A 19,202-nucleotide genomic window follows, 5' to 3' on the forward strand; every position below is an offset into this window, starting at 1 on the left:
TGATGCTGTTAAGTATATTAGATCAATCACCAATTTCTGCAAATCAAAATGCCAAAGAGGCATTAAATGAATCGATGAAATTAGCACAAGCAGGTGAGGCATTAGGTTATACGCGCTATTGGATTGCCGAACATCATGATTTGCCAGGGCTTGCATGTTCCGCGCCGGAAGTATTGCTAAGCTATATTGGCGCCAACACAAATACCATTCGTGTAGGCTCAGGAGCGGTTCTATTGCCCCATTATAAACCATATAAAGTGGCAGAAATATATAATACGTTAGCCACATTGTTTCCAAATCGGATTGATATTGGAATCGGACGAGCGCCAGGTGGATCTGCTGAGGCTACTGATGCTTTATCTGATAACTTTTTACAAAATGTATGGCGCTTGCCCGATTTAGTAAAAGAATTACTTCATTTCTTAGCTGATGATTTTCCTGCTGAACATGATTATTCAAAAGTATCTGCTTCACCGCTACCCGAAGTATCACCAGTACCATGGCTTCTCGGTACTAGCAAGAAAAGTGCTTTACTTGCAGCAGAAAATGGCATGTTCTATACATTTGGTCAGTTTATGAGCGATAACGATGGAGCAGCCATTATACAGCAATATATAGATGCTTTTAAGCCAAGAAAACAAGGTCAAATACCTCAAGTCATCCTAACTGTTTCTGCTGTTTGTGCAGAAACATCGGAAAAAGCAGAGAATATCGCATTAAGTTCACTGATTTGGGCATTGCAAAAAGAAAAAGGGAAAGGTCTTTTTGGTGTACCTTCTATTCGCGAAGCAAAAGAATATAAGCTAACGGATAAAGAAAAAGAAATACTAGAAAAAATGCGGCAGAAAGTGATTATCGGAAACCCCCAAGAGGTGAATCGGAAACTAACCGAGTTACAAACTACACATAAAGCAGATGAAATCATGATTAATACGATTACCTACTGTCCGAAAGATAGAATTCATTCATATACACTTATTGCCAAAGAGTTACTTTGCAATAAAGGCAAAGGCTAGGGAAATAGAAGGCTGATTCACGTTTAAATGTACACAACACTATCATAATCTAGTAGAAATAGTATAATGAATTCAGAAACGTACTTAAGGGTTTCTATAAAATAATTTTTTCTCCACAAAATCTATAGTAAACTGGTAATTACATACTAATATTTACGAAAAGAGAGGACAAACAAAGATGATTAAAGCTGTTTTTTTCGATTTAGATGATACCCTGCTTTGGGATCAAAAGAGTGTAAAGGAAGCATTTGTAGCTACATGTAAAGTTGCAGGAGAAAAATATGGAGTAAATCATAATCAGCTTGAAAATGCTGTACGAGAAGCTGCTAGAGATTTATACTCTACATATGAAACATACTCATTTACGCAAATGATTGGGATAAATCCGTTTGAAGGATTATGGGGAAACTTTTTAGATGACCATGATCATTTCAGGAAAATGAAGGAAATTGTTCCTGGCTATCGTAAAGAAGCATGGACGAAAGGCTTAAAAACAATGGGGATTGATGACGCTGATTTTGGATATGAATTAGCTGAACGTTTCCCACAAGAACGGAGAAAGCTACCATTTGTGTACGAAGAATCATTTAATGTTTTAGATAAACTGAAAGAGAATTACCGACTTTTATTGTTAACAAATGGATCTCCAGATTTACAAAATACAAAGCTTACGATCACACCAGAGCTTACACCATACTTTGATCAAATCGTCATTTCTGGGGGTTTTGGAAAAGGGAAACCAGATCCCTCCATATTTGAACATGCATTATCCATAATGTCACTTGAGAAAGAGGAAGTGATCATGGTAGGGGATAATTTAATGACCGATATTCTTGGAGCTAATCGAGCTAATATCAAATCTGTATGGATTAACCGTGAGGAAAAAGAACGGAATGAAGTGATACCTACATATGAAATTGAGCATTTAGAAGAGCTGTTTCCTATTTTAGAAGGTTTAAAATATAATGTGAAGAATTTGTAATTTGGAATCGTGTTTGGCTTGTAATCGTTTTTTCCATATGCCTACCCATATTGTTAACGAATGGATTTTATTATAATTAGTAAAAATATACTTGAATAAAATTCTCTATCTTTCAAAAAATATAACGACAAATGATAGGGAGTGAGTGTAATCGATCTTAACCGAGTAAACCAAATTCTATCTTCATCAGCAGAAATAGATGTCTTGTACAAGGGGGTTTCTGTGTGGATTGATAAAGTGAATGAAGGTGGAGTCACTGCAACAGTACATTTACGGGATCCTCGACCTTTGGAAGAAAGGTCTATTGTAGATATATCAAAGTTAGAAGAAGTTTAAAAAAGCCGTCATCCTTAAGTAAAAGGATGGCGGCTTTTATTAATTATTGTTGTAGGTGGACACAATAATGCTTATCTAACAAACCAACAACAGGAGATGAAGACATGTCCAATCATTGTTCAGCACTATGGCCAGAAGAACCCACGCCAGAAAAGCTAAAAGATTGTCGCGAATGTGGTCTATACGAGCATGGGTCACGAATGATTTGGGGAGAAGGGAATCCAGATGCGCCAATAATGATTATTCTTGATAATCCAGGAGCCAGAGAGGATAGAGAAGGGAATCCCATGGTTTGCGGCACGAGACAAACATTACAAAAGGTGGCTAGCGAAGTTGGATTGAATACGAAAGATTTGTATGTCACTTACATTTTAAAAAGAAAACCTGTACGAGCATACGAAAAAGAGGAAGTGCGTAAAACCTGTATGCTCCATTTAAATCAACAGATTTTAATTAAAAAACCTGCCCTCATCCTTTGCTTGGGTAATGTAGCAGTCCAATCCTTTTTTCAAAACGTTGAAGTTAGTGTTAAAGGATTGCGTGGAACTTGGCATGATGTTCATGGATATCGGACAGCGGTAGCTTATCATCCGCTAGCGGTAAGACGTCGCCCAAATTTATGGTCTTTATTTTTGAGTGATTGGAAGTTGGTTGCGGAGAGTTATCATAATGGAGAGATAAGGAAATAGCTACTAAAAAACGCGTTATTTCTAATTTATAGCTTAAAAAGGTCACACGATATAAAGTACACTTGGTTGAGGAATCTTTCACTTTAGGAGTTATTTTGCACTATAAGTAAATATAAAAAAACTATAGCTTTTATATTTATTTGATTCCAATAACTAAATTATCTCGTGCAGCTTCAACAACTTCCGAAGTAGAAGGATAGTTTTTCTTTGGCACAAATGTCTTGTCTTTCGGCACTTCTTTCAATCCCTGTTCCCATTTATCGATGGCGTCAACTGATTTTAGTAGAAGTAATCGGTACATTATCCAACTGTTCGACAATCTGCTTATATTTTTCATTCAAGCTTTGATCATATTTTTCAATCGACTTCGCCAGACAAATGTGTATTTATTTGCGTTAGCTTCTAGTTATTCCCATCCAGAAAATTGCCCTTCAATTTGATTAGCGCTGTTTATTTTAACATTCAACAATCGAGAAGAAGATTTCATAGATGACGTCCTTCATCCGTTCCGAACGGAAACGGTTAATATTCAACAACATTTTGGTATGATAAGAAGGGCGTCCTCCACCCGGATAATGTAGAAATAGGTTAAGGTCCATTTAAAATGGACGATTCTTTTTATTTTTTTGTACACAAAAAGAGTGCCCAAAAGCTAGGGTTTTGGGACACCTTCTACTTTTATGTCCGAAAGAAAAAACTGGTTTGACAGACAGATGTCGTTGAAAAGTGGATTAAACAAGGTGAAGGGGCATTTGGCATCAATCCCTTAGCTATTCGTTTTTCTGTGTAACATCTTAAATCTTAATACTAATCTTCGCATTTTTCTTAAACTCATCAACTTGCTGTGCGAGTTTTTCCTGCTGTTTTTGCTGTTGAAGAGATTGTTCGATTTGCGGTTTTACTTCTTCAAGCTTTGGAACTTTTTGTCCAGTATTCTTTCCTTGTTCCGCATATTGATCATACGTTTTTTGAATTTCTTCATCAGTTATTTCATCAGTCGGTACTTCTTTCTCAACGTACTGTTTAAGTTTAATTTCGTCAGCTATTTTAGTTTCAAGTGTTTTCATATCCATGCTGGATTTTTTTAGAGCGGCATCGAATTCTTTTTCTGTTTTAAACTGTTTTTTAATTTCGTCTAGCTGCTTATTAATATCTGCCTCTGAAACTTTATAGCCTTTTTTATCTGCCTGTTGAAGAAGAAGAGTTTGTCCGACTAAGCTGTCAATTGTTTGGTTTTTTACTTGCTCTGAAGCTTCTTTAGAAGTCGGATCTTGTCCCATTTGCTGAATGTTACTTTGTGTAGATGCTAAAGCGCTATTATAGTCGCTTCCTAAAATTTTTTTATTATTCACTATGGCAACAGTTTTCCTTTCATCTATTTGTTGTGCTTCTAATTTCTTTTGCATTTCTTTCATTTGCTTTTGCTGTTCCTTCTGCTTATCGGTTTCCGCTGTTTTTGCTTTATTATCATTTTTAGGTTCTTTACTTTCTTCATTTCCTCCGCATGCTGCTAAAACAACGACCATTAGACCGGTTATTAATGTAAACATCATTTTCTTCATAATCGATCTCCCTCCTAAGCTAGAAGTATAATTTTCCCTGAAAAAATCATCTAATGGCATTATAAAGTAAATCCTGCAAAAAAGAATCATTATGCGCTCATTTTTAATATTTATAACAGGATTGAAATATTTTTAATGCTAATGATGCCTGAAAAAGGCAAATTCGAAAACAGTTAAGCAATTTAAAGCTGCTTAAAATTAATTCCCTATAGTCGGGTGTAATAAATATGTAAATTATTAGATTACCAGTCGAATGAAAAGATTGAGCGTCTAAAGGTTCTTGTTTTCGTAACTATTGCCATGTGTGAATGTACCTGTATATAAGGAACTCTTTTGCCTTTTGTAGGAGGAAATCCTAATCTGTGTCGAATAATGGCATATGGAGGGATAATTATGAGGAATCAAAAACGGTTGACCAAGCAAAGAAAAAAATTATGAGGCTACAGGCATATGCGGATTTGGCGGAAGGTTTTTATGCGACTGCCATAATTCAACTATCAAAAGAAAAATCAGAGAAAACGAGAATTAAAGTGGAAATGACAATTTCAGAAATGGCATTAAAAAAGGAAAAAATTAATTTTAATTCCGTTCTCAAAAGGCAAATGTATCAAAATCAGTGCTTTATAAACAAAATGATATTAGAACTAGGATAGAAACATTAAGAGGGATGCAAATAAGCGAATTAGTCCCTCGTTCGGAGGATGCTTTAATAAGACCCCTAAAAGCTGTATAAAGGCATTAGAAGAAAAAACAAACAATTAAAGAATCAAGTTCAAAAACCTACATGGCAAGTTGTATTAGCAGTATTGTGATTGGATTTGTGGACATTATACATGATATTTGACCGTGGAGCAGATGATTATATTGTAAAGCCATTTAATCCTAATGAATTGGTTGCGAGGGTTAAAGCCCATTTATCAAGATACGAACGTTTAGTTAATCGTAATAGGGAACCAAACGGTATCCAGGTAAGAGAATTATCTATCGACTAAAACTCACGGCGGGTTTTTTTAAATGGCGAGAAAAGTATGTTCACCGCAAAGAAATACGATCTGTTGGTGTTTTTGGCAACAAACCCCAATAGGGTGTTTAGCAAGGATCATTTATTTGAACGTATATGGGGTTTTGATTCAATGGGGGATTTAACAACTGTGACAGTTCATATCCGGAAGATAAGGGAAAAAATAGAATCAGACCCTTCTAAGCCAAAATTTATTGAAACAGTATGGGGAGTGGGATACCGCTTTGTAAAAGGCGATTCGTAAAAAACACATAAAATAAGCTAAAAAAGCAGGGAAGTTTCGCTCTGCTTCAGTTTCGATTGTTCTTTTTTATCAATCAAGGGTAATAATATAGCTAAATTATACAGGTTAAGTAGGGAAGTAACATAAAAGTTAATGGAATCGCCAAAATGTCAACTCCAAACAACGCCATTGGATAGAGGACAGACAATAAAAGAAGTTTTTCTCAAACCCCATCAACCACTTTTTATTCAAGAATTACCACAGGAATTCAGGTTCTGTAATACTAAATTAAGAGATGAAAACGGAAAAACCATTACTACATTTTGGATAGATCAACACGTTAAAAAGGGGCTTGAAATCGAGAAAGGGAAAATTGAAAAAATAGAAGAGAGAAGAGATTGACGAAAGTACTAAAAAGTATAAAGTATCGGGAAAATGGTATACCGCTGACAAATAGTATGCACCAATTAACTGATAGCGAACTAATTGTAGAATGATTTGCACTACTGAAGTTATGGAGAAGTTATTTATTGTGACATTGTAATGAATTAGGGGAATAATTTGTACAAGCTTACATTTCGATAGAAAAACAGAAGCCCATCTGAGTCTGATGAACAATAACATATATCTATATGTTATTGTTGTCATGTAGTTGTATGTTGAAATTGATATATCTGAATGTGTGATAATAAATACACATTCAGATATTATTTTATGTAGTGATATTATCAGTATCCCTGAAATTTGAGCGGCAGCATTACGGTCTGTACAAAAAGGAAGGCAGCCGAAATGGCTGCCTTCCTTTTTGTGTTTTTTGTCTTTTGTCCTACGAAGCGTACACGGTCACAACCGTTCTAAGCCTGAAGGAAGGACAGATACCTAGGCTTGCGCCCTACCCTTCTTTCAAGCTAAGAACGGAGCCGACTAAATGTAAAAACCAGGTTGATTCTTGAAATATAAAAGAGCTTGTATTAAAAAAAGGTTTATTCAAGAGGCTCTTTTATATCAAATAAACTTTTCATAAAAAGGAAAAGAAAGTACATAATATACTAGAAATTTTAAAGTGAGTTTGACTGTATTTATCGTTCTTGTTTGATTTAAGGAGTTGACATGATTAAATGAAATTCAACAAGAAAAAAATCAACGTTGTAGATATTCAAAAAGCTAAGAAAAGCGTGTTTGCTACAGGGGTAGGAAACGCCATGGAATGGTTTGATTTTGGCTTATATTCATATTTAGCTGTTATTATTAGTCAAAACTTTTTTACTGGTGTTGAGAATGATGAGCTACAATTAGTTTTCACATTTGCAACATTTGCGATTGCCTTTTTAATGCGCCCATTAGGCGGTGTTATATTTGGTAAAATCGGGGACAAATTAGGAAGAAAAGTTGTTTTAACAACCACGATTATTATAATGGCATTTTCCACGTTACTAATTGGTTTATTACCTACATATGATCAAATAGGTATATGGGCACCTATACTCTTACTAATAGCTAGGATTATTCAGGGTTTTTCAACTGGTGGCGAATATGCTGGTGCAATGGTCTATATTGCAGAATCTTCTCCAGACAATAAACGAAATTTGCTTGGGAGTGGACTAGAAGTTGGTACGCTCTCTGGTTATATATTAGCTTCATTACTTGTCAGTACACTCTTTATCACTTTATCTGATCAGCAGATGGCTTCATGGGGTTGGAGAATACCGTTTATACTCGGCTTACCCTTAGGGCTTGTTGGGTTGTATTTAAGAAGACATTTAGAAGAAACACCCATTTTTGAAAATGAACTTTCTAATGATGAAGCCCAACAGGAAAGCTTTCTATCTATTTTAAAAAATCACAAAGAAGATATTCTTGTATGTTTTGTAGCTGTCGCATTCTTTAATATTACAAACTATATGTTATTATCATACATGCCTTCTTATTTAAATGGGGTTGTTGGATTATCTAGTGAAGTAGGAACCATATTAATTACTATTATAATGATTATTATGGTGCCGCTTGCGTTTATGTTTGGAAAGCTCAGTGATAAAATTGGAAACAAGACTGTTTTATTAATTGGTTTAGGCGGATTAACCCTATTATCTGCCCTCGCTTTTTATTTAATAAACTTGAATGCTTTAGTATTTATTTCTTTCGGTCTTCTAATTTTAGGTTTTCTGCTTTCAACTTATGAAGGCACACTTCCTGGATCGTTACCAACGATGTTCTACACAGATATTCGATATAGAACATTAGCTGTAACCTTTAATGTCTCTGTTTCAATATTTGGTGGGACTACCCCATTAGTTTCAACATGGCTAGTCCACCAAACTGGGAATAACTTAGCACCTGGTTTCTATTTAACAATCGTTAGTGTAATCGGATTTTTAGTGATATTATTCTTTTTCAGTAATACTTCAGGAAAATCTCTAAAAGGTTCTTATCCAACAGTTGCTTCTAAGTCTGAGTATAAAGAAGCTGTTGAAAATCCAAAAGATTCATTATGGTGGAGCGCAGAAAAGGAAAAAATCGAAGAAAAAAAGGAAAACTCGGATTCGAATAAATAAAGAAAAACATCTAGGAGGGGCGGTGACACTAGGTTCCCCTCCTTCTCTGTCACATACTGGGTAGTGTAAATATATTCTTTGGTGATCACTCTGATCCTAAAACGAAAGTACTTTATGATGAAGAAAAGTTACGCAAAACACTTGAAAAAGTGGGAGCGCTTGATCCAAATAAAAAAATTATCACATAAGTGGCATTGCTACCACTTGGCATGCGCTCATTTTAAATAGTTAGGTCAAAATAATGTTTCTATTTATGATGGCTTTATGACTGAGTGGGCTGCCGACCTATTGCAGCCATAAGAAACGATGCAAAAAATAAAATAATTAGCAGAAAAAAAGTCAGGTAAAGTTTTGGCCTGACTTTTTTTGATTTCTATAATAATTGAGAGGGATAGATAATTTATCGAATTACAGATTTTTCGAACGAGAAACCCCATTACGGTGCGGCAGAACACCCTTTAGGGATAGGATGATAGTGAGGTAAAATGTGGAGTGCCACTTAAATCCGTAAGGTGCCACAGTAAACAATGTAGCTATTTTGCAGAGTTCTGAAAGGCTTAAAATTCTATTATATCGTTATGAAACTTTCCGTCATTCATACCGCAGTATTACCAAATGGTACGTACTGGTAATGGGTCGGAGGTTAACTGTCTAAAGAGAGAGGAACAAATTCTAGCAGAAACATCTACCACTTTTTTTGTAAAACTCTAGTTTTTCACGGTCTCTATGGACCCAACATACTAAATTGATTCAAATAAGGGTGTGAAGTGAGCCTGTTTGGGGTGCGGATTCTATATTGACCCCAAAGTTAGAACGACTTTTCTTCACTTCTACTATAAAAAAATAGTAGCACAAAACCATGGCCTTGGTTTTGTACTACTAGTGTTAGTATATTTGGGGTGCAGCAAATATTGAGGTCCATTTTAATACTTTTTATTAAACTAAAGCACCTTAGCACAATAAGATTATAAAGAAGTATTGATCTGAACACTTTTAATTTATTCCAAGTTGATTTCCAATTCTTTTTAGTTATTCGGTCTTCTTAAATCTTCACACGTTGCTTATTCTCTGTAAAATATGGAATAGGCTTTACCTCTAAATTGACAATATCGTTTATGCTTAAAGAATAAAGTTTAATATTCTACCTAGATAAGATTTGAATAAAACATGATATTCATATTCATAAACTTCTTCCCCTAAATATAGAACCCGCTATCACTAGTAACCAAAAACCTGAAATAGGCGCAAGTATGGAGCATACTAGACCATATAAAAAAATTCCCCAAACTAGAAAAGCTGGAATTGTATGATCTTGTTGAATACTCCATAAAAGAAAACCACCCAATAATGCAGATGGAATACACAAGCTTCCAATCGAAGTCCAAAAATTCCGCTGAAACACAATGTCACGATTTTCCCAAGGTGGGACAACTGAGTTCCACAAGCAAGACAGTATAAACTGTTTCCACATATCTTGGTCTGCAATGATCGCGTAAATAGGATGGAAAAGACCCATAAAGAAGACCCATAAAGATAAGCAGCCCTCCAGCCAATTTGGGAAGCCATAAAAGGGAAGAGTTTTCTTTATTCATCGCCATACCCCCTACTCTAGAGTTCGAATCTTCATCGGCGCCTTCAAGATCGGCAGTGACTGGAAGTTCACTACGATTTCGTAGTATTAGGATAAAAAAATCCTGTTAATCCTCGACATTATTATTACTGGGTTTCTTAAGTATTACCTTTTTGGGTTTTTTAAGGTTTAGAATTTCCAACTCCTATTTTAGTATTTGACATATTACCGCAAGAATTTTTTAGAGTAATAGTATTGTCCAAGTTTTAGAGATTACTTGCAATTATCTTGAAGTTTTTGCACCAGATCCCGTTAATTTATGGATCAGCTTGTTTGCAAATCTTTCTGCAGGAAAAATATTAATCTTTCAATTACATTCATTTTTCGAATTAAACTCTTTAAATATCTTGAATAGACCATCCTTCTTTTTCTACTAAAATTGAGTAGAAAGGTTCATCAAGTTCAAGTCCAAAACCTGGTTTTTTAGGAACCTCAACATAGCCATTATTGATTACGTAATCAGATCCATCTAACCCTTCAATTTTCACTTCATCCCACTCTATAAACAAAAACCCTTTTATAAGAGGTGCCAGATGCCCTAAAGCAAAGTTTCCATACACACATCCATAGGCGTGAGGTGCCGTCTTAACATTTGCTTCGTCAAGATCTTTACCTAGATATTTCCATTTGTGGAATCCAAAATGTAGAATATCATATTGAATAGCATCAATTTTACCCTCTTTGGCCCAATCAACGATTTGAGGAGCAGCATTTCCCTCACCGTCGGTAACCATTACATTTAAACCTTCTTTTTTTAACCAAGTCTTCAAGTTGTTAAGAAATTCAGGATCTTCATGGAATGGTTCTTCTATCCAATAAATGTTAGAATCTGCCGTTTTTGATAGAACTTCTTTTGTTATATTTAAGTTGTATCCATTATTAGCATCAATCATTATCTTTGCATCTGGTCCGACTACTTCTCGGACTCCTTTTATTATTGATATGTCACGATTTGTACCCTTGATTAGAGGCATGTGCATAGCTCCACGCCCAACTTTAATTTTGAAAGCTCTGTGACCTAACTCCCAACCGGCCAAAGCTTCTGATTTGATAAGTTCAACTGCATCACTATCATTTTCTAAATGGAGATCATCGAAATATAACGACGTATCGTAGCATGGGATACTAATTTTTTCATCTGTATTGCCTAACAAAAGTTCATAAACAGGCTTTCCTTGCTCCTTTCCCAGCCAATCTAGCAATGGGAACTCTATATCATAGTAATGCTCGCTCACTTCACCATTACTTCTAAATAATTCTTTGACTGTCGTTCCTAATAGTTCTTTCCCTCTTTTCTCTTTTATTCGAGACCAACCAAAACCTTGTTTGCCATCAATTGTGACACGCACTAAATCTAGTGGAACGTTATCACCGTGTACTCCAAGCCTAGCGTTACTACCCGCAGCACGATTTCTTTTTCCTGGTAATTTACACCACTCAATCTTTTCAATTTTTTTTGTTGAAATATTTGATAAGTCCATCAATTTATCCCCTTTCTACATTAAGAGACTGTGAATCAACTATATATTCTATACCCGTAAACGAAATCCCTTTAAGGGGTAGCGTCACATTCCCATCAAGCTAAAGTATAAATCCCTAAGAAGTCTATAATAAAAACTCTTGCCCAGATGCACTGACTCTCACTTCGGATGCATCACCGTAAAGAATATTAACTTCGACTTCATATTTACCAATACCAATTTGATAGTTCGAATGATGTTAAGGAAGCAGGAAAAAATTATATTAAGTTTTATAATAATAAACGTTTTCAAAAAAATTAAATAACCTTATCCCTACTGAATATGGAGCTAAGGATACCTAATAAGTGAACCTTTTATTAATTGTCTACTTGACGGGGATAAGAGCACAATTGAAGATCCTTTTATGCTACTTATTAAACAATAGCACCCGATAGAATAAGAAAAAGCGATACTTCAATATCGAAGCATCGCACCATTTAGCCATCCATGAAACGCAAAAAACAGCGCTGCACCACCGAGAATGAAAATATATTGAACTGTCCATACTGGTTTTTAAACCAGTCAATCCAATCCATAGATTATTGTAATGAGGCTCTCTCCATTTTTTTATACAATGAGACGGGTCCATTTTGGTATTGTCTTTTTTCGGAGTTAGAGAAGTTTTTTTCATTGTAGTTGAACGAGGAAGTTATTTAATTATATACTCTTCTAGGGTATGTTCTTCAATTAACTCAATATTTTTTTCCTTTTTGCATATGTAATTATTTGCTCTTTTATATTAGGATACAAAACTATATCACTTGATTCATTAAGATTTATCCACTTAACATCAGTTTGATTTTGGTCAGGATTTCTCGGCAGTTTTGGAATAAATCCATCTTTTATTTTACATTCAAACATTAACTGTAAAGAGTGTGTTTCTCCATCTTCCAACTGCTTCAACAACAGATTCACTAGGTTCAACTCTACCTGCAGGCAATTTATAATGCATGGGTAGGCTACACTAAGTTAGACAATAAAATAAGGGTCAGGTAGAATCTACTATGACTAAAAAAGCACGTCGTACATTTACAGATGAGTTTAAGGAAACTTTGGTGACGAATAATGGTAGCATTCTGGATTTAACCGAAGAAAATACTGAAGCTGACAATACAGATCTTCAATGGTTTAAAAAGAATATCAATGCACAAGCACTTCTTAATGGCTATTGTCGTTTACCAGTAATTGCGGGACCGTGTCCTCACGCAAATGCTTGTTTAGATTGTACGAACCTCTGTACAAGTAAACAATTTCTAAATGAACATGAAGAGCACTTAGACCGAACTAAAGAAATATTAAATAGGGCTAAGCAGAACCAATGGCAGCGTCAGGTTGAAACAACCGAACGTGTTAAAAATAGATTAGAGCAAATTATTCATTCGTTAAAGGAGACGAATTAAGATGACTAGAAAGAGTAACACAACTGCCATAATTCAACTATCCAAAGAAAAGTCGGAGAAGACAAGAATTAGGGTTGAAAAGACAATTTCAGAGATGGCATTGAAAAAAAGAGAAGATTAATTTTAATTCCGTTGCACAAAAAGCAAATGTTTCAAAGTCATGGCTTTACAAACAAAAAGATATTAGAACTAGAGTGGAGACATTAAGAGGGATGCAAATAAGTGAGTTAAGCCCTCGTAAAACTAGTAAAAGTGTCCTTTCAGAGGAAGTATTAATAAAGACCTTAAAAAACGTATAAAGGCACTAGAAGAAGAGAACAAACAATTAAAAGATCAAGTTCAAAAATTACATGGCAAGTTGTTTTAGCTTTTTCGGTTTTCTTACTTTTAAATAGAAATTCAATGAATAGGTAATGTTTTTAGTATTATTTTAAAATAAATTTATTTCCTTATAGAGGTGGATTCCGTGGCTAAAATTGACAATGTACTAGCGATTCTATGGATGCTTAGTTCAGGTGAAAAAATTACTGCGAAACAAATTTCAGAAAAGTTAGAGATGAATATAAGGACTGTGTATCGTTATATTGATACACTTTCAATAAGTGGTGTACCTATAATTTCAGACGCAGGACATAATGGTGGATACACTTTATTGAACAATTTTATTGAAGCTCCTCTTTTTTTTGATTTTGAGGAGCAAACCTCGCTATTTCACGCTGCTATTTTTGCAGAAGAAGCCGGGTATTATGGAGGTGAAGCACTAAATAGGGCTATTTCAAAGCTAAGAAAATATTCGAATCAAGAGCAGGAAACAAAGATAAATCAACATTTAACTAGTCTTGAAGTAATAAGTCGATTAAGTTCCCTCGCTATGGAACCTTTTTTGAAGGAGTTGGAGCAGGCCGTAGCTGACGGATACTCTGTAAAAGTTCTATACCATAAAAGTGGTGAAGCGCAATCAAAGTATAGATTGGTGGATCCGTACAGAATTATTTATTGGAATAATAAGTGGTATGTGATTGGGTTTTGTCATCTTAGGAATGATATCCGTAGTTTTAGAGTAGATAGAATGGAAAGTCTAATGTTAACCGAAAATAAGTTTAACCGACCAGAAAATTTTTCAGCTCGTGACTTTTTTATGAAAAACCTTGTTCCAACTATAGAAGATAAGGAAGGGATTATTTCTTTGGTCATTAATGGAGATAAAAGGGCATTGGGTGATATTTGCCAACATTGGTTTTTAGGACATTATTTACAAGAGTGGACTTCAAATCAAGCAGTATTTCTCCTTGAGAAAGATATGATACATACATATGTACCTTATTTACTTTTACCGTACGGTAAATCTATTCGAGTTATTGAGCCAATCAGTCTTAAGAAAAGACTGATTGAAGTTTTGTCGGAATTAATAAAATTTCATCAAATTTGATAACTTCCCTGACGCTAGGTGTCAGGGAAGTTATGTTATATTTGGCTATATTAAATGTGATTGGAGTGTTATTGGATGCAAACAAAAAAAGTTTTTCTTTATGTATTTAATACAATGTCGGACTGGGAATATGGATATTTAATTGCTGAACTAAACTCAGGAAGATATTTCAAAAAAGATATAGCACCTTTAAAAGTAATTACAGTAGGAGCTAATAAAGAAATTATTACTACGATGGGAGGACTGAGCATAAAACCAGATATTTCCCTTGATGAGTGTACTCTTGAGAGTACGGATCTTATAATTTTACCTGGAGGGAATACTTGGGGAGAAGATATTCATCAACCTATTTTGAAAAAAATTGGCGTGGCTTTAAAGCTTGGCACTATTGTTGCTGCAATTTGTGGTGCAACTGAGGGACTAGCAAATGTTGGATATCTAGATTCTAGAAAGCATACAAGCAATGACTTAGAATATACTAAAATGGTCTGTCCTAATTATAAAGGAGAAAAATTTTATGAGATGGAACCTGTAGTATCTGGCGAGAATTTGGTTACTGCATCAGGAGTAGCTCCTCTGAAATTTTCGATGGAAGTAATGAAAAAATTAGATGTGTTTGCACCAGATACATTGCATTCATGGTATAAGCTTAATAAGACTCATAAACCTGAATACTTCTTCCAGTTAATGGATTCAATAAGCGGATGAGCTGAAAAAAATCAACTTAGCAGTTTAATATTAGTTTAAATAATTACCATGCTTTAGACGATGTCTAAGCATGGTTTTTGTATATAACTTAAAATAAAGACCTTAATAAACAGTATAAATGCAACTTGAACTTTCGTTCTTTATACTGTGAATTTAAAATAAAGTTGCGAGGTTTATAAAAATGTTGCGATGCTCTCCCCTCCCCCTTTAGATGGTTACTTAAAGAGGTGTATTTATAGTGAAAAGGAAAAGAACATCTGAATTGAAAGAACGATTAAGGGACTGTTGAGTGACAATAAGTTATTCCGTTAAAGGGCCAGATTGTGGAGGAAAGCTTTCACGTATTCATGTAGAATAGTAATTAAGTTTATGGGATTCGATTAAAATTGAAATTTATTTAATAAAGATAAATAAAGTAAGAAGGGAGTTGTAAAAATGCAGAATAACTTCGTATTGACAAAATCCGCAAGAACTCATGCAAAGCTCAGTATTAGAATGGCGATTCCTGTATGAGTTGGTAGTAATTAAAACAATCGCCTATTGAATAATTACATCAAAAATACTTGGCTTTGCACCTTATTTTAATTACCAAAAATAAATAAGGGGCTGGCAAAAGTGAAATATGTAAAAGCAACTACTATTTTACCTGAAGAACTTTTAGTTGAGATTCAAATAGTTGAGATTCAAAAATACGTTCAGGGTAGAACGATTTATATACCGAAACAAACGTGCACTTATCAAAAATGTGGCTTGCTTTCAGGCGGAAGGAAGAAAAACGATGAAAGAAATGCTTATATAATAAATGAATATTATAATGGCAAGTGCATTAGTCAATTGGCTCAAGATTATTTTCTTTCAACCGATACAATAAAAAAAATCGTTTATTCAAAAAGGTAGCAACTAGCACTGGTTTCTTATTAAAGATAATCAGTGCTTTTTTATGGTAACTTTGTTTCCTAGTAATTATTTCTATTTATAAATGCTGATGTAGATTTTAAAATAAATACAAGGGTAGAAAGAAACATTTCTCGAGGACGTTAGATAAATGAGTAAACCTGTAATTCGAACTTACAAGGATTCAAATGATTTAAAACGGATGCAGAAAATCACACAAGCTATATGGTCACTGGAACCTAATTACCATATAGGCGATTTAGCTTGGCAACGCTACCGACACGCTGGACGCGAGGATGATTGGGATACTGTAATTTGGGAAATGGATGGAATCCCGTTGCTTGGGGATGGATTCAAAAACCTGGTGAGTTAATATGTCAAGTTGATCCCGATTTTCCTGAGGTGGCCAAGGATGTCATTGACTGGTTTGATAAAATAACTAAAACCAATGAGCAAAAAGTGACTGTCCTAGAAACGGAGTCGCATCTTATTTCAGCCTTAGAAGATTCTTTATTCAACCCATTAGCAGAAAATCCAGAAGTCCTCACAAAAATTTCATTGGATAGTTGTTCATTCCCTGTTCAATTGCCAGATAAGTTTAAAGGTCGCCATATCAAGGGTTCTGAGGATTTAACAAATCGTGTGGCAGTACATAGGGCTGCATTTCATAAATCCAGAGTCACAGAAGAAAGTTACTTGAACGTTATGAATACCTATCCTTATGATTCTTCTCTTGATTGGGTAATAAAATCCCCAAATGGTGAGTTCGTAGCATCTTGTTTAATTTGGTTTGATGAAGTTAACAAGGTGGGGTTACTGGAACCTGTTGGAACGGATCCGAGATTTAGGAGAATGAGGTTAGCCAGTTCAGTCTGTAAGCTTGCTCTCAATGCGTTGAGTGAAAAGGGGGAAAAAACGGCAGTTGTGGTTTGTACTTCCCCAGATGCATGTGAGCTTTACAAGTCTATTGGTTTTGAACAATTCGCTCAAACAAAATCATTTCACCGTTTAAAATAGAGCCAGATTGGACACCCTTTATACCTACAATTTTGTTATAGAGATGTATCAAAAATGCGGGTTTTCGAAAAAGAAACTTCAACAATCGGGCGCGATGTCGGCTTGAAACAAAGTTGTACTGTTTAAAAGAAAGTCGTACCGTTTTGAAAAAAGTTTAACCGTTTATAAAAGAAATGTACCGGAATGATTTACATTTCGGTTTTTCTTATTGAACTTAAGAATCAGGAAAGTTGATATAATTAAGAACAAGAAGATCATCAATTTTGGCGGTCTTTTTCTTTGAATTTCAAATGGTTAAATGGAATATTATATTAAAATTAACGTTAACTAAAGATCTTGTAGTTAAGCAGCAGGATTGTGTAACAAAGTAGAAATTTGCCTCATAAAGGTATAACTCGCCTTTAAAATATCTCCATATTTTTCTGTGTTAAAATCAATGTGATGCAGTGTTAATTAAGATCCGAGTCAGCCAAGTAGAGAAGTATGAAGAGTCCTTTAGATTTGCAATTGATAGGTACGCTTTGTAAATCGTACCTTGAACAATGTCTAGAGAGTCACTTTCATTTTTCACATACAGGAATGCTGTTCGCTAAAAAAAGTAAAATAGTACATCAATTTAAAATATTATAAATTCCATCATATTCACATAGGTTACTTTACAATATAAATATACTGTGTTGTAAGTGCTATTATTTTTATGAGATTAATATGTTTCAGTAGGTATAACAATGAAGTATCGAAAACTAGGCGATTGGCGAAGCTTGGGGGAAAAACGAATGATTAAGAGTCATTGTAAGCTTTGGTTTATGCAACAGGTCAAGGTGTTAATTTTTTTGATACTGCAGATGTTTATGGTGATGGCAGTGAAAAGCTGTTAGCTAAAGCGACCAAAGGGAAGGAATACGAGATATTCATTGCAACAAAGTTTTGTAAAAGTGGTGATATTATTGTTTTAGGAAAATTATTTGAAGCTGTTCGAGAATTGTACGCACCAATAAAAAAACATGATAATGCCAAAAAAGACACGAAGTTAATAAAAGTTCGTGTCTATCACTTTAATCTATTTTCTAATGTTAATACGTTTTGGGTGATAATCCTAAAATTATACAATCTAAGAAGAGGGCGCGTTCGCGATAGCGCATCCCTCTTTTTAGATTAATCGTCAGATAACCGTTCGTTTAAATCTTGTAACCGTTGATGAGCCAGTCGATAAGTACGAGACAGTATCAACAGCTTTTGATCTTCAACAATCGCGATTGCGAAACATTGAGCAGTCGCCTTTTTACTAAACCGATCAGAATAGTTCTATAGATGATTGGATGTAAATACTTTAAAAACCCAGCTAATCTTCTCGTGTGAAGCTAGCTAAGTTTTTAAAGTAGGATGTGCAAAATAGCACTTAAAGTATGCGCAAATTGTCGACCAAAATGACAGGCATCTTTTTATTGCTCTTTTTACATAGTATGGTATTCTAAAAATACTTATTAAAGATCTTTAATAAGTTGAGCCCTACTATATTTAAATTGCTAGAAAGGGGAACACAATATGACATCTGAAAAAGAAAAAATGCTGAATGGTGAGTTATATGATGCTAGCGATACGGAATTAACGAGTGATCGCATAAATGCACGGAGACTGAGCCGTTTATTTAATCAAACAATAGAAACGGAAGAGAGCATACGAAAGGGACTATTAAATGATCTTTTTGGTTCAACTGGAGATATTATCCACATTGAACCAAGTTTTAAATGTGATTATGGTTATAATATCCATGTTGGAGAAAATTTTTATGCGAATTATGATTGTGTAATATTAGATGTTTGTGAAGTGCGGATAGGTAATAATTGTTTACTTGCTCCTGGGGTACATATTTATACGGCTACACATCCGTTAGACCCAAATGAACGAATTGCGGGACCAGAGTTTGGAAAACCAGTTACGATCGGAAACAATGTTTGGATTGGTGGCAGAGTAACAACAATCAATCCGGGTGTTACCATTGGGAATAACGTGGTCATTGCATCTGCAGCAGTCGTCACAAAGGATGTACCAGATAATGTTGTTGTAGGTGGCAATCCCGCGAGAATAATTAAACAAATCGAAGTGAAATAAGCTAACTCGTTAAGACTGTGGGATGGGTTTCTATGTTTAGAAGTCCCAATACCAATATTTATATTAAGTTCACTAACAAAGCAATGTCCACGAAAATTGAATATGTGGCAA

The 19,202-nt window shown here is 34.8% G+C and carries 18 protein-coding genes and 6 pseudogenes; 18 read left to right on the plus strand and 6 right to left on the minus strand.

All coding sequences use genetic code 11. The features are described from left to right. Positions 1-2: 2 nt before the first annotated feature. The 4 genes from MHB53_RS01505 to MHB53_RS01520 all read left to right on the plus strand — a co-directional run bounded on the left by MHB53_RS01505 (position 3) and on the right by MHB53_RS01520 (position 3,023). Positions 3-1,016 (plus strand): LLM class flavin-dependent oxidoreductase, encoded by a 1,014-nt coding sequence (locus MHB53_RS01505; RefSeq protein ID WP_340924396.1) that lies wholly within the window; start codon positions 3-5, stop codon positions 1,014-1,016. Positions 1,017-1,194: 178 nt separating this feature from the next. Continuing rightward, complete coding sequence (locus MHB53_RS01510; RefSeq protein WP_340915281.1) at positions 1,195-1,998, plus strand: HAD family hydrolase; 804 nt, start codon at positions 1,195-1,197, stop codon at positions 1,996-1,998. A 141-nt stretch (positions 1,999-2,139) separates the two neighbouring features. After that, on the plus strand, positions 2,140-2,334 hold the full coding sequence (locus tag MHB53_RS01515; protein WP_445661386.1) for an H-type small acid-soluble spore protein: 195 nt from the start codon (positions 2,140-2,142) through the stop codon (positions 2,332-2,334). Positions 2,335-2,438: 104 nt separating this feature from the next. Then, positions 2,439-3,023 (plus strand): uracil-DNA glycosylase, encoded by a 585-nt coding sequence (locus tag MHB53_RS01520; protein ID WP_340915283.1) that lies wholly within the window; start codon positions 2,439-2,441, stop codon positions 3,021-3,023. 136 nt (positions 3,024-3,159) lie between these two features. Here the strand turns inward: MHB53_RS01520 and MHB53_RS01525 are convergent, their stop codons facing one another. Next, positions 3,160-3,360, minus strand: a complete 201-nt coding sequence (locus tag MHB53_RS01525; protein ID WP_340925017.1) for a hypothetical protein — start codon at positions 3,358-3,360, stop codon at positions 3,160-3,162. Positions 3,361-3,817: 457 nt separating this feature from the next. Continuing rightward, a complete protein-coding gene (locus tag MHB53_RS01535; protein WP_340915285.1) occupies positions 3,818-4,585 on the minus strand; it encodes a SurA N-terminal domain-containing protein in 768 nt (255 codons plus the stop codon). A gap of 434 nt (positions 4,586-5,019) precedes the next feature. Between MHB53_RS01535 and MHB53_RS01540 the strand changes: the two are divergent. The 4 genes and pseudogenes from MHB53_RS01540 (at position 5,020) to MHB53_RS01555 (ending at position 8,381) form a co-directional block, all read left to right on the plus strand. Next, positions 5,020-5,397: pseudogene (locus tag MHB53_RS01540) on the plus strand (DUF6262 family protein). A 39-nt stretch (positions 5,398-5,436) separates the two neighbouring features. After that, positions 5,437-5,850: pseudogene (locus MHB53_RS01545) on the plus strand (winged helix-turn-helix domain-containing protein); the annotation flags it as partial. Between the two features lie 132 nt (positions 5,851-5,982). Then, positions 5,983-6,231 carry a hypothetical protein gene (locus MHB53_RS01550; RefSeq protein WP_340915286.1) on the plus strand — a complete coding sequence of 83 codons (249 nt, stop codon included), beginning with the start codon at positions 5,983-5,985 and terminating at the stop codon, positions 6,229-6,231. A 716-nt stretch (positions 6,232-6,947) separates the two neighbouring features. Then, entirely contained in the window at positions 6,948-8,381 is a 1,434-nt protein-coding gene (locus tag MHB53_RS01555; RefSeq protein ID WP_340915289.1) for an MFS transporter, read from the plus strand. Positions 8,382-9,561: 1,180 nt separating this feature from the next. Here MHB53_RS01555 and MHB53_RS01560 read toward each other — a convergent pair. Both MHB53_RS01560 and MHB53_RS01565 read right to left on the minus strand, forming a co-directional pair. Then, positions 9,562-9,969 (minus strand): DUF6463 family protein, encoded by a 408-nt coding sequence (locus tag MHB53_RS01560; protein WP_340924402.1) that lies wholly within the window; start codon positions 9,967-9,969, stop codon positions 9,562-9,564. Between the two features lie 380 nt (positions 9,970-10,349). Next, a complete protein-coding gene (locus MHB53_RS01565; protein ID WP_340915290.1) occupies positions 10,350-11,492 on the minus strand; it encodes an enolase C-terminal domain-like protein in 1,143 nt (380 codons plus the stop codon). A gap of 204 nt (positions 11,493-11,696) precedes the next feature. Between MHB53_RS01565 and MHB53_RS26175 the strand changes: the two genes are divergently transcribed. Further along, positions 11,697-11,792 carry an IS3 family transposase gene (locus tag MHB53_RS26175; protein ID WP_445661490.1) on the plus strand — a complete coding sequence of 32 codons (96 nt, stop codon included), beginning with the start codon at positions 11,697-11,699 and terminating at the stop codon, positions 11,790-11,792. A 426-nt stretch (positions 11,793-12,218) separates the two neighbouring features. Here the strand turns inward: MHB53_RS26175 and MHB53_RS01570 are convergent, their stop codons facing one another. Beyond that, positions 12,219-12,446 (minus strand): hypothetical protein, encoded by a 228-nt coding sequence (locus MHB53_RS01570; RefSeq protein ID WP_340915291.1) that lies wholly within the window; start codon positions 12,444-12,446, stop codon positions 12,219-12,221. Between the two features lie 122 nt (positions 12,447-12,568). Between MHB53_RS01570 and MHB53_RS01575 the strand changes: the two are divergent. The 7 genes and pseudogenes from MHB53_RS01575 to MHB53_RS01605 all read left to right on the plus strand — a co-directional run. After that, positions 12,569-12,931 (plus strand): annotated as a pseudogene (locus MHB53_RS01575) (transposase); the annotation flags it as partial. Between the two features lies 1 nt (position 12,932). Continuing rightward, a pseudogene (locus tag MHB53_RS01580) lies at positions 12,933-13,298 on the plus strand (DUF6262 family protein). A gap of 99 nt (positions 13,299-13,397) precedes the next feature. Next, entirely contained in the window at positions 13,398-14,360 is a 963-nt protein-coding gene (locus tag MHB53_RS01585; RefSeq protein ID WP_340915293.1) for a helix-turn-helix transcriptional regulator, read from the plus strand. 75 nt (positions 14,361-14,435) lie between these two features. Then, on the plus strand, positions 14,436-15,068 hold the full coding sequence (locus tag MHB53_RS01590; RefSeq protein WP_340915295.1) for a type 1 glutamine amidotransferase family protein: 633 nt from the start codon (positions 14,436-14,438) through the stop codon (positions 15,066-15,068). A gap of 615 nt (positions 15,069-15,683) precedes the next feature. Then, positions 15,684-15,965 (plus strand): CD3324 family protein, encoded by a 282-nt coding sequence (locus MHB53_RS01595; protein ID WP_340915296.1) that lies wholly within the window; start codon positions 15,684-15,686, stop codon positions 15,963-15,965. Positions 15,966-16,113: 148 nt separating this feature from the next. Next, positions 16,114-16,335 carry a hypothetical protein gene (locus MHB53_RS01600; RefSeq protein ID WP_340915298.1) on the plus strand — a complete coding sequence of 74 codons (222 nt, stop codon included), beginning with the start codon at positions 16,114-16,116 and terminating at the stop codon, positions 16,333-16,335. Then, positions 16,278-16,979: a GNAT family N-acetyltransferase gene (locus MHB53_RS01605; RefSeq protein WP_340915300.1), complete on the plus strand. Its 702-nt coding sequence runs from the start codon at positions 16,278-16,280 to the stop codon at positions 16,977-16,979. Before MHB53_RS01600 ends, MHB53_RS01605 begins: the two co-directional genes overlap by 58 nt. Before the next feature lie 442 nt (positions 16,980-17,421). On the opposite strand, the pseudogene MHB53_RS01610 reads toward MHB53_RS01605, so the two are convergent. After that, positions 17,422-17,556, minus strand: a pseudogene (locus MHB53_RS01610) (sigma factor); the annotation flags it as partial. Positions 17,557-17,787: 231 nt separating this feature from the next. On the opposite strand from MHB53_RS01610, the pseudogene MHB53_RS01615 reads away from it, so the two are divergent. Beyond that, positions 17,788-17,925, plus strand: a pseudogene (locus MHB53_RS01615) (aldo/keto reductase); the annotation flags it as partial. A gap of 599 nt (positions 17,926-18,524) precedes the next feature. Further along, entirely contained in the window at positions 18,525-19,091 is a 567-nt protein-coding gene (locus tag MHB53_RS01620) for a maltose acetyltransferase domain-containing protein (RefSeq protein ID WP_340915302.1), read from the plus strand. Positions 19,092-19,202: the final 111 nt, after the last annotated feature.

Origin of the sequence: Bacillus sp. FSL K6-3431 (genome assembly GCF_038002605.1) — a bacterium.
Classification (GTDB): Bacteria; Bacillota; Bacilli; order Bacillales; family Bacillaceae_C; genus Lederbergia.

Bases quoted from the DNA above. Each gene is read 5' to 3' on its own strand.
- MHB53_RS01535 (WP_340915285.1), bottom strand. From the start codon at position 4,585: ATGAAGAAAATGATGTTTACATTAATAACCGGTCTAATGGTCGTTGTT.
- MHB53_RS01510 (WP_340915281.1), top strand. From the start codon at position 1,195: ATGATTAAAGCTGTTTTTTTCGATTTAGATGATACCCTGCTTTGGGAT.
- MHB53_RS01600 (WP_340915298.1), top strand. From the start codon at position 16,114: ATGAGTAAACCTGTAATTCGAACTTACAAGGATTCAAATGATTTAAAA.
- MHB53_RS01555 (WP_340915289.1), top strand. From the start codon at position 6,948: ATGAAATTCAACAAGAAAAAAATCAACGTTGTAGATATTCAAAAAGCT.
- MHB53_RS01550 (WP_340915286.1), top strand. From the start codon at position 5,983: ATGGAATCGCCAAAATGTCAACTCCAAACAACGCCATTGGATAGAGGA.
- MHB53_RS01520 (WP_340915283.1), top strand. From the start codon at position 2,439: ATGTCCAATCATTGTTCAGCACTATGGCCAGAAGAACCCACGCCAGAA.
- MHB53_RS01620 (WP_340915302.1), top strand. From the start codon at position 18,525: ATGACATCTGAAAAAGAAAAAATGCTGAATGGTGAGTTATATGATGCT.
- MHB53_RS01525 (WP_340925017.1), bottom strand. From the start codon at position 3,360: ATGAAAAATATAAGCAGATTGTCGAACAGTTGGATAATGTACCGATTA.
- MHB53_RS01565 (WP_340915290.1), bottom strand. From the start codon at position 11,492: ATGGACTTATCAAATATTTCAACAAAAAAAATTGAAAAGATTGAGTGG.
- MHB53_RS01505 (WP_340924396.1), top strand. From the start codon at position 3: ATGCTGTTAAGTATATTAGATCAATCACCAATTTCTGCAAATCAAAAT.
- MHB53_RS01590 (WP_340915295.1), top strand. From the start codon at position 14,436: ATGCAAACAAAAAAAGTTTTTCTTTATGTATTTAATACAATGTCGGAC.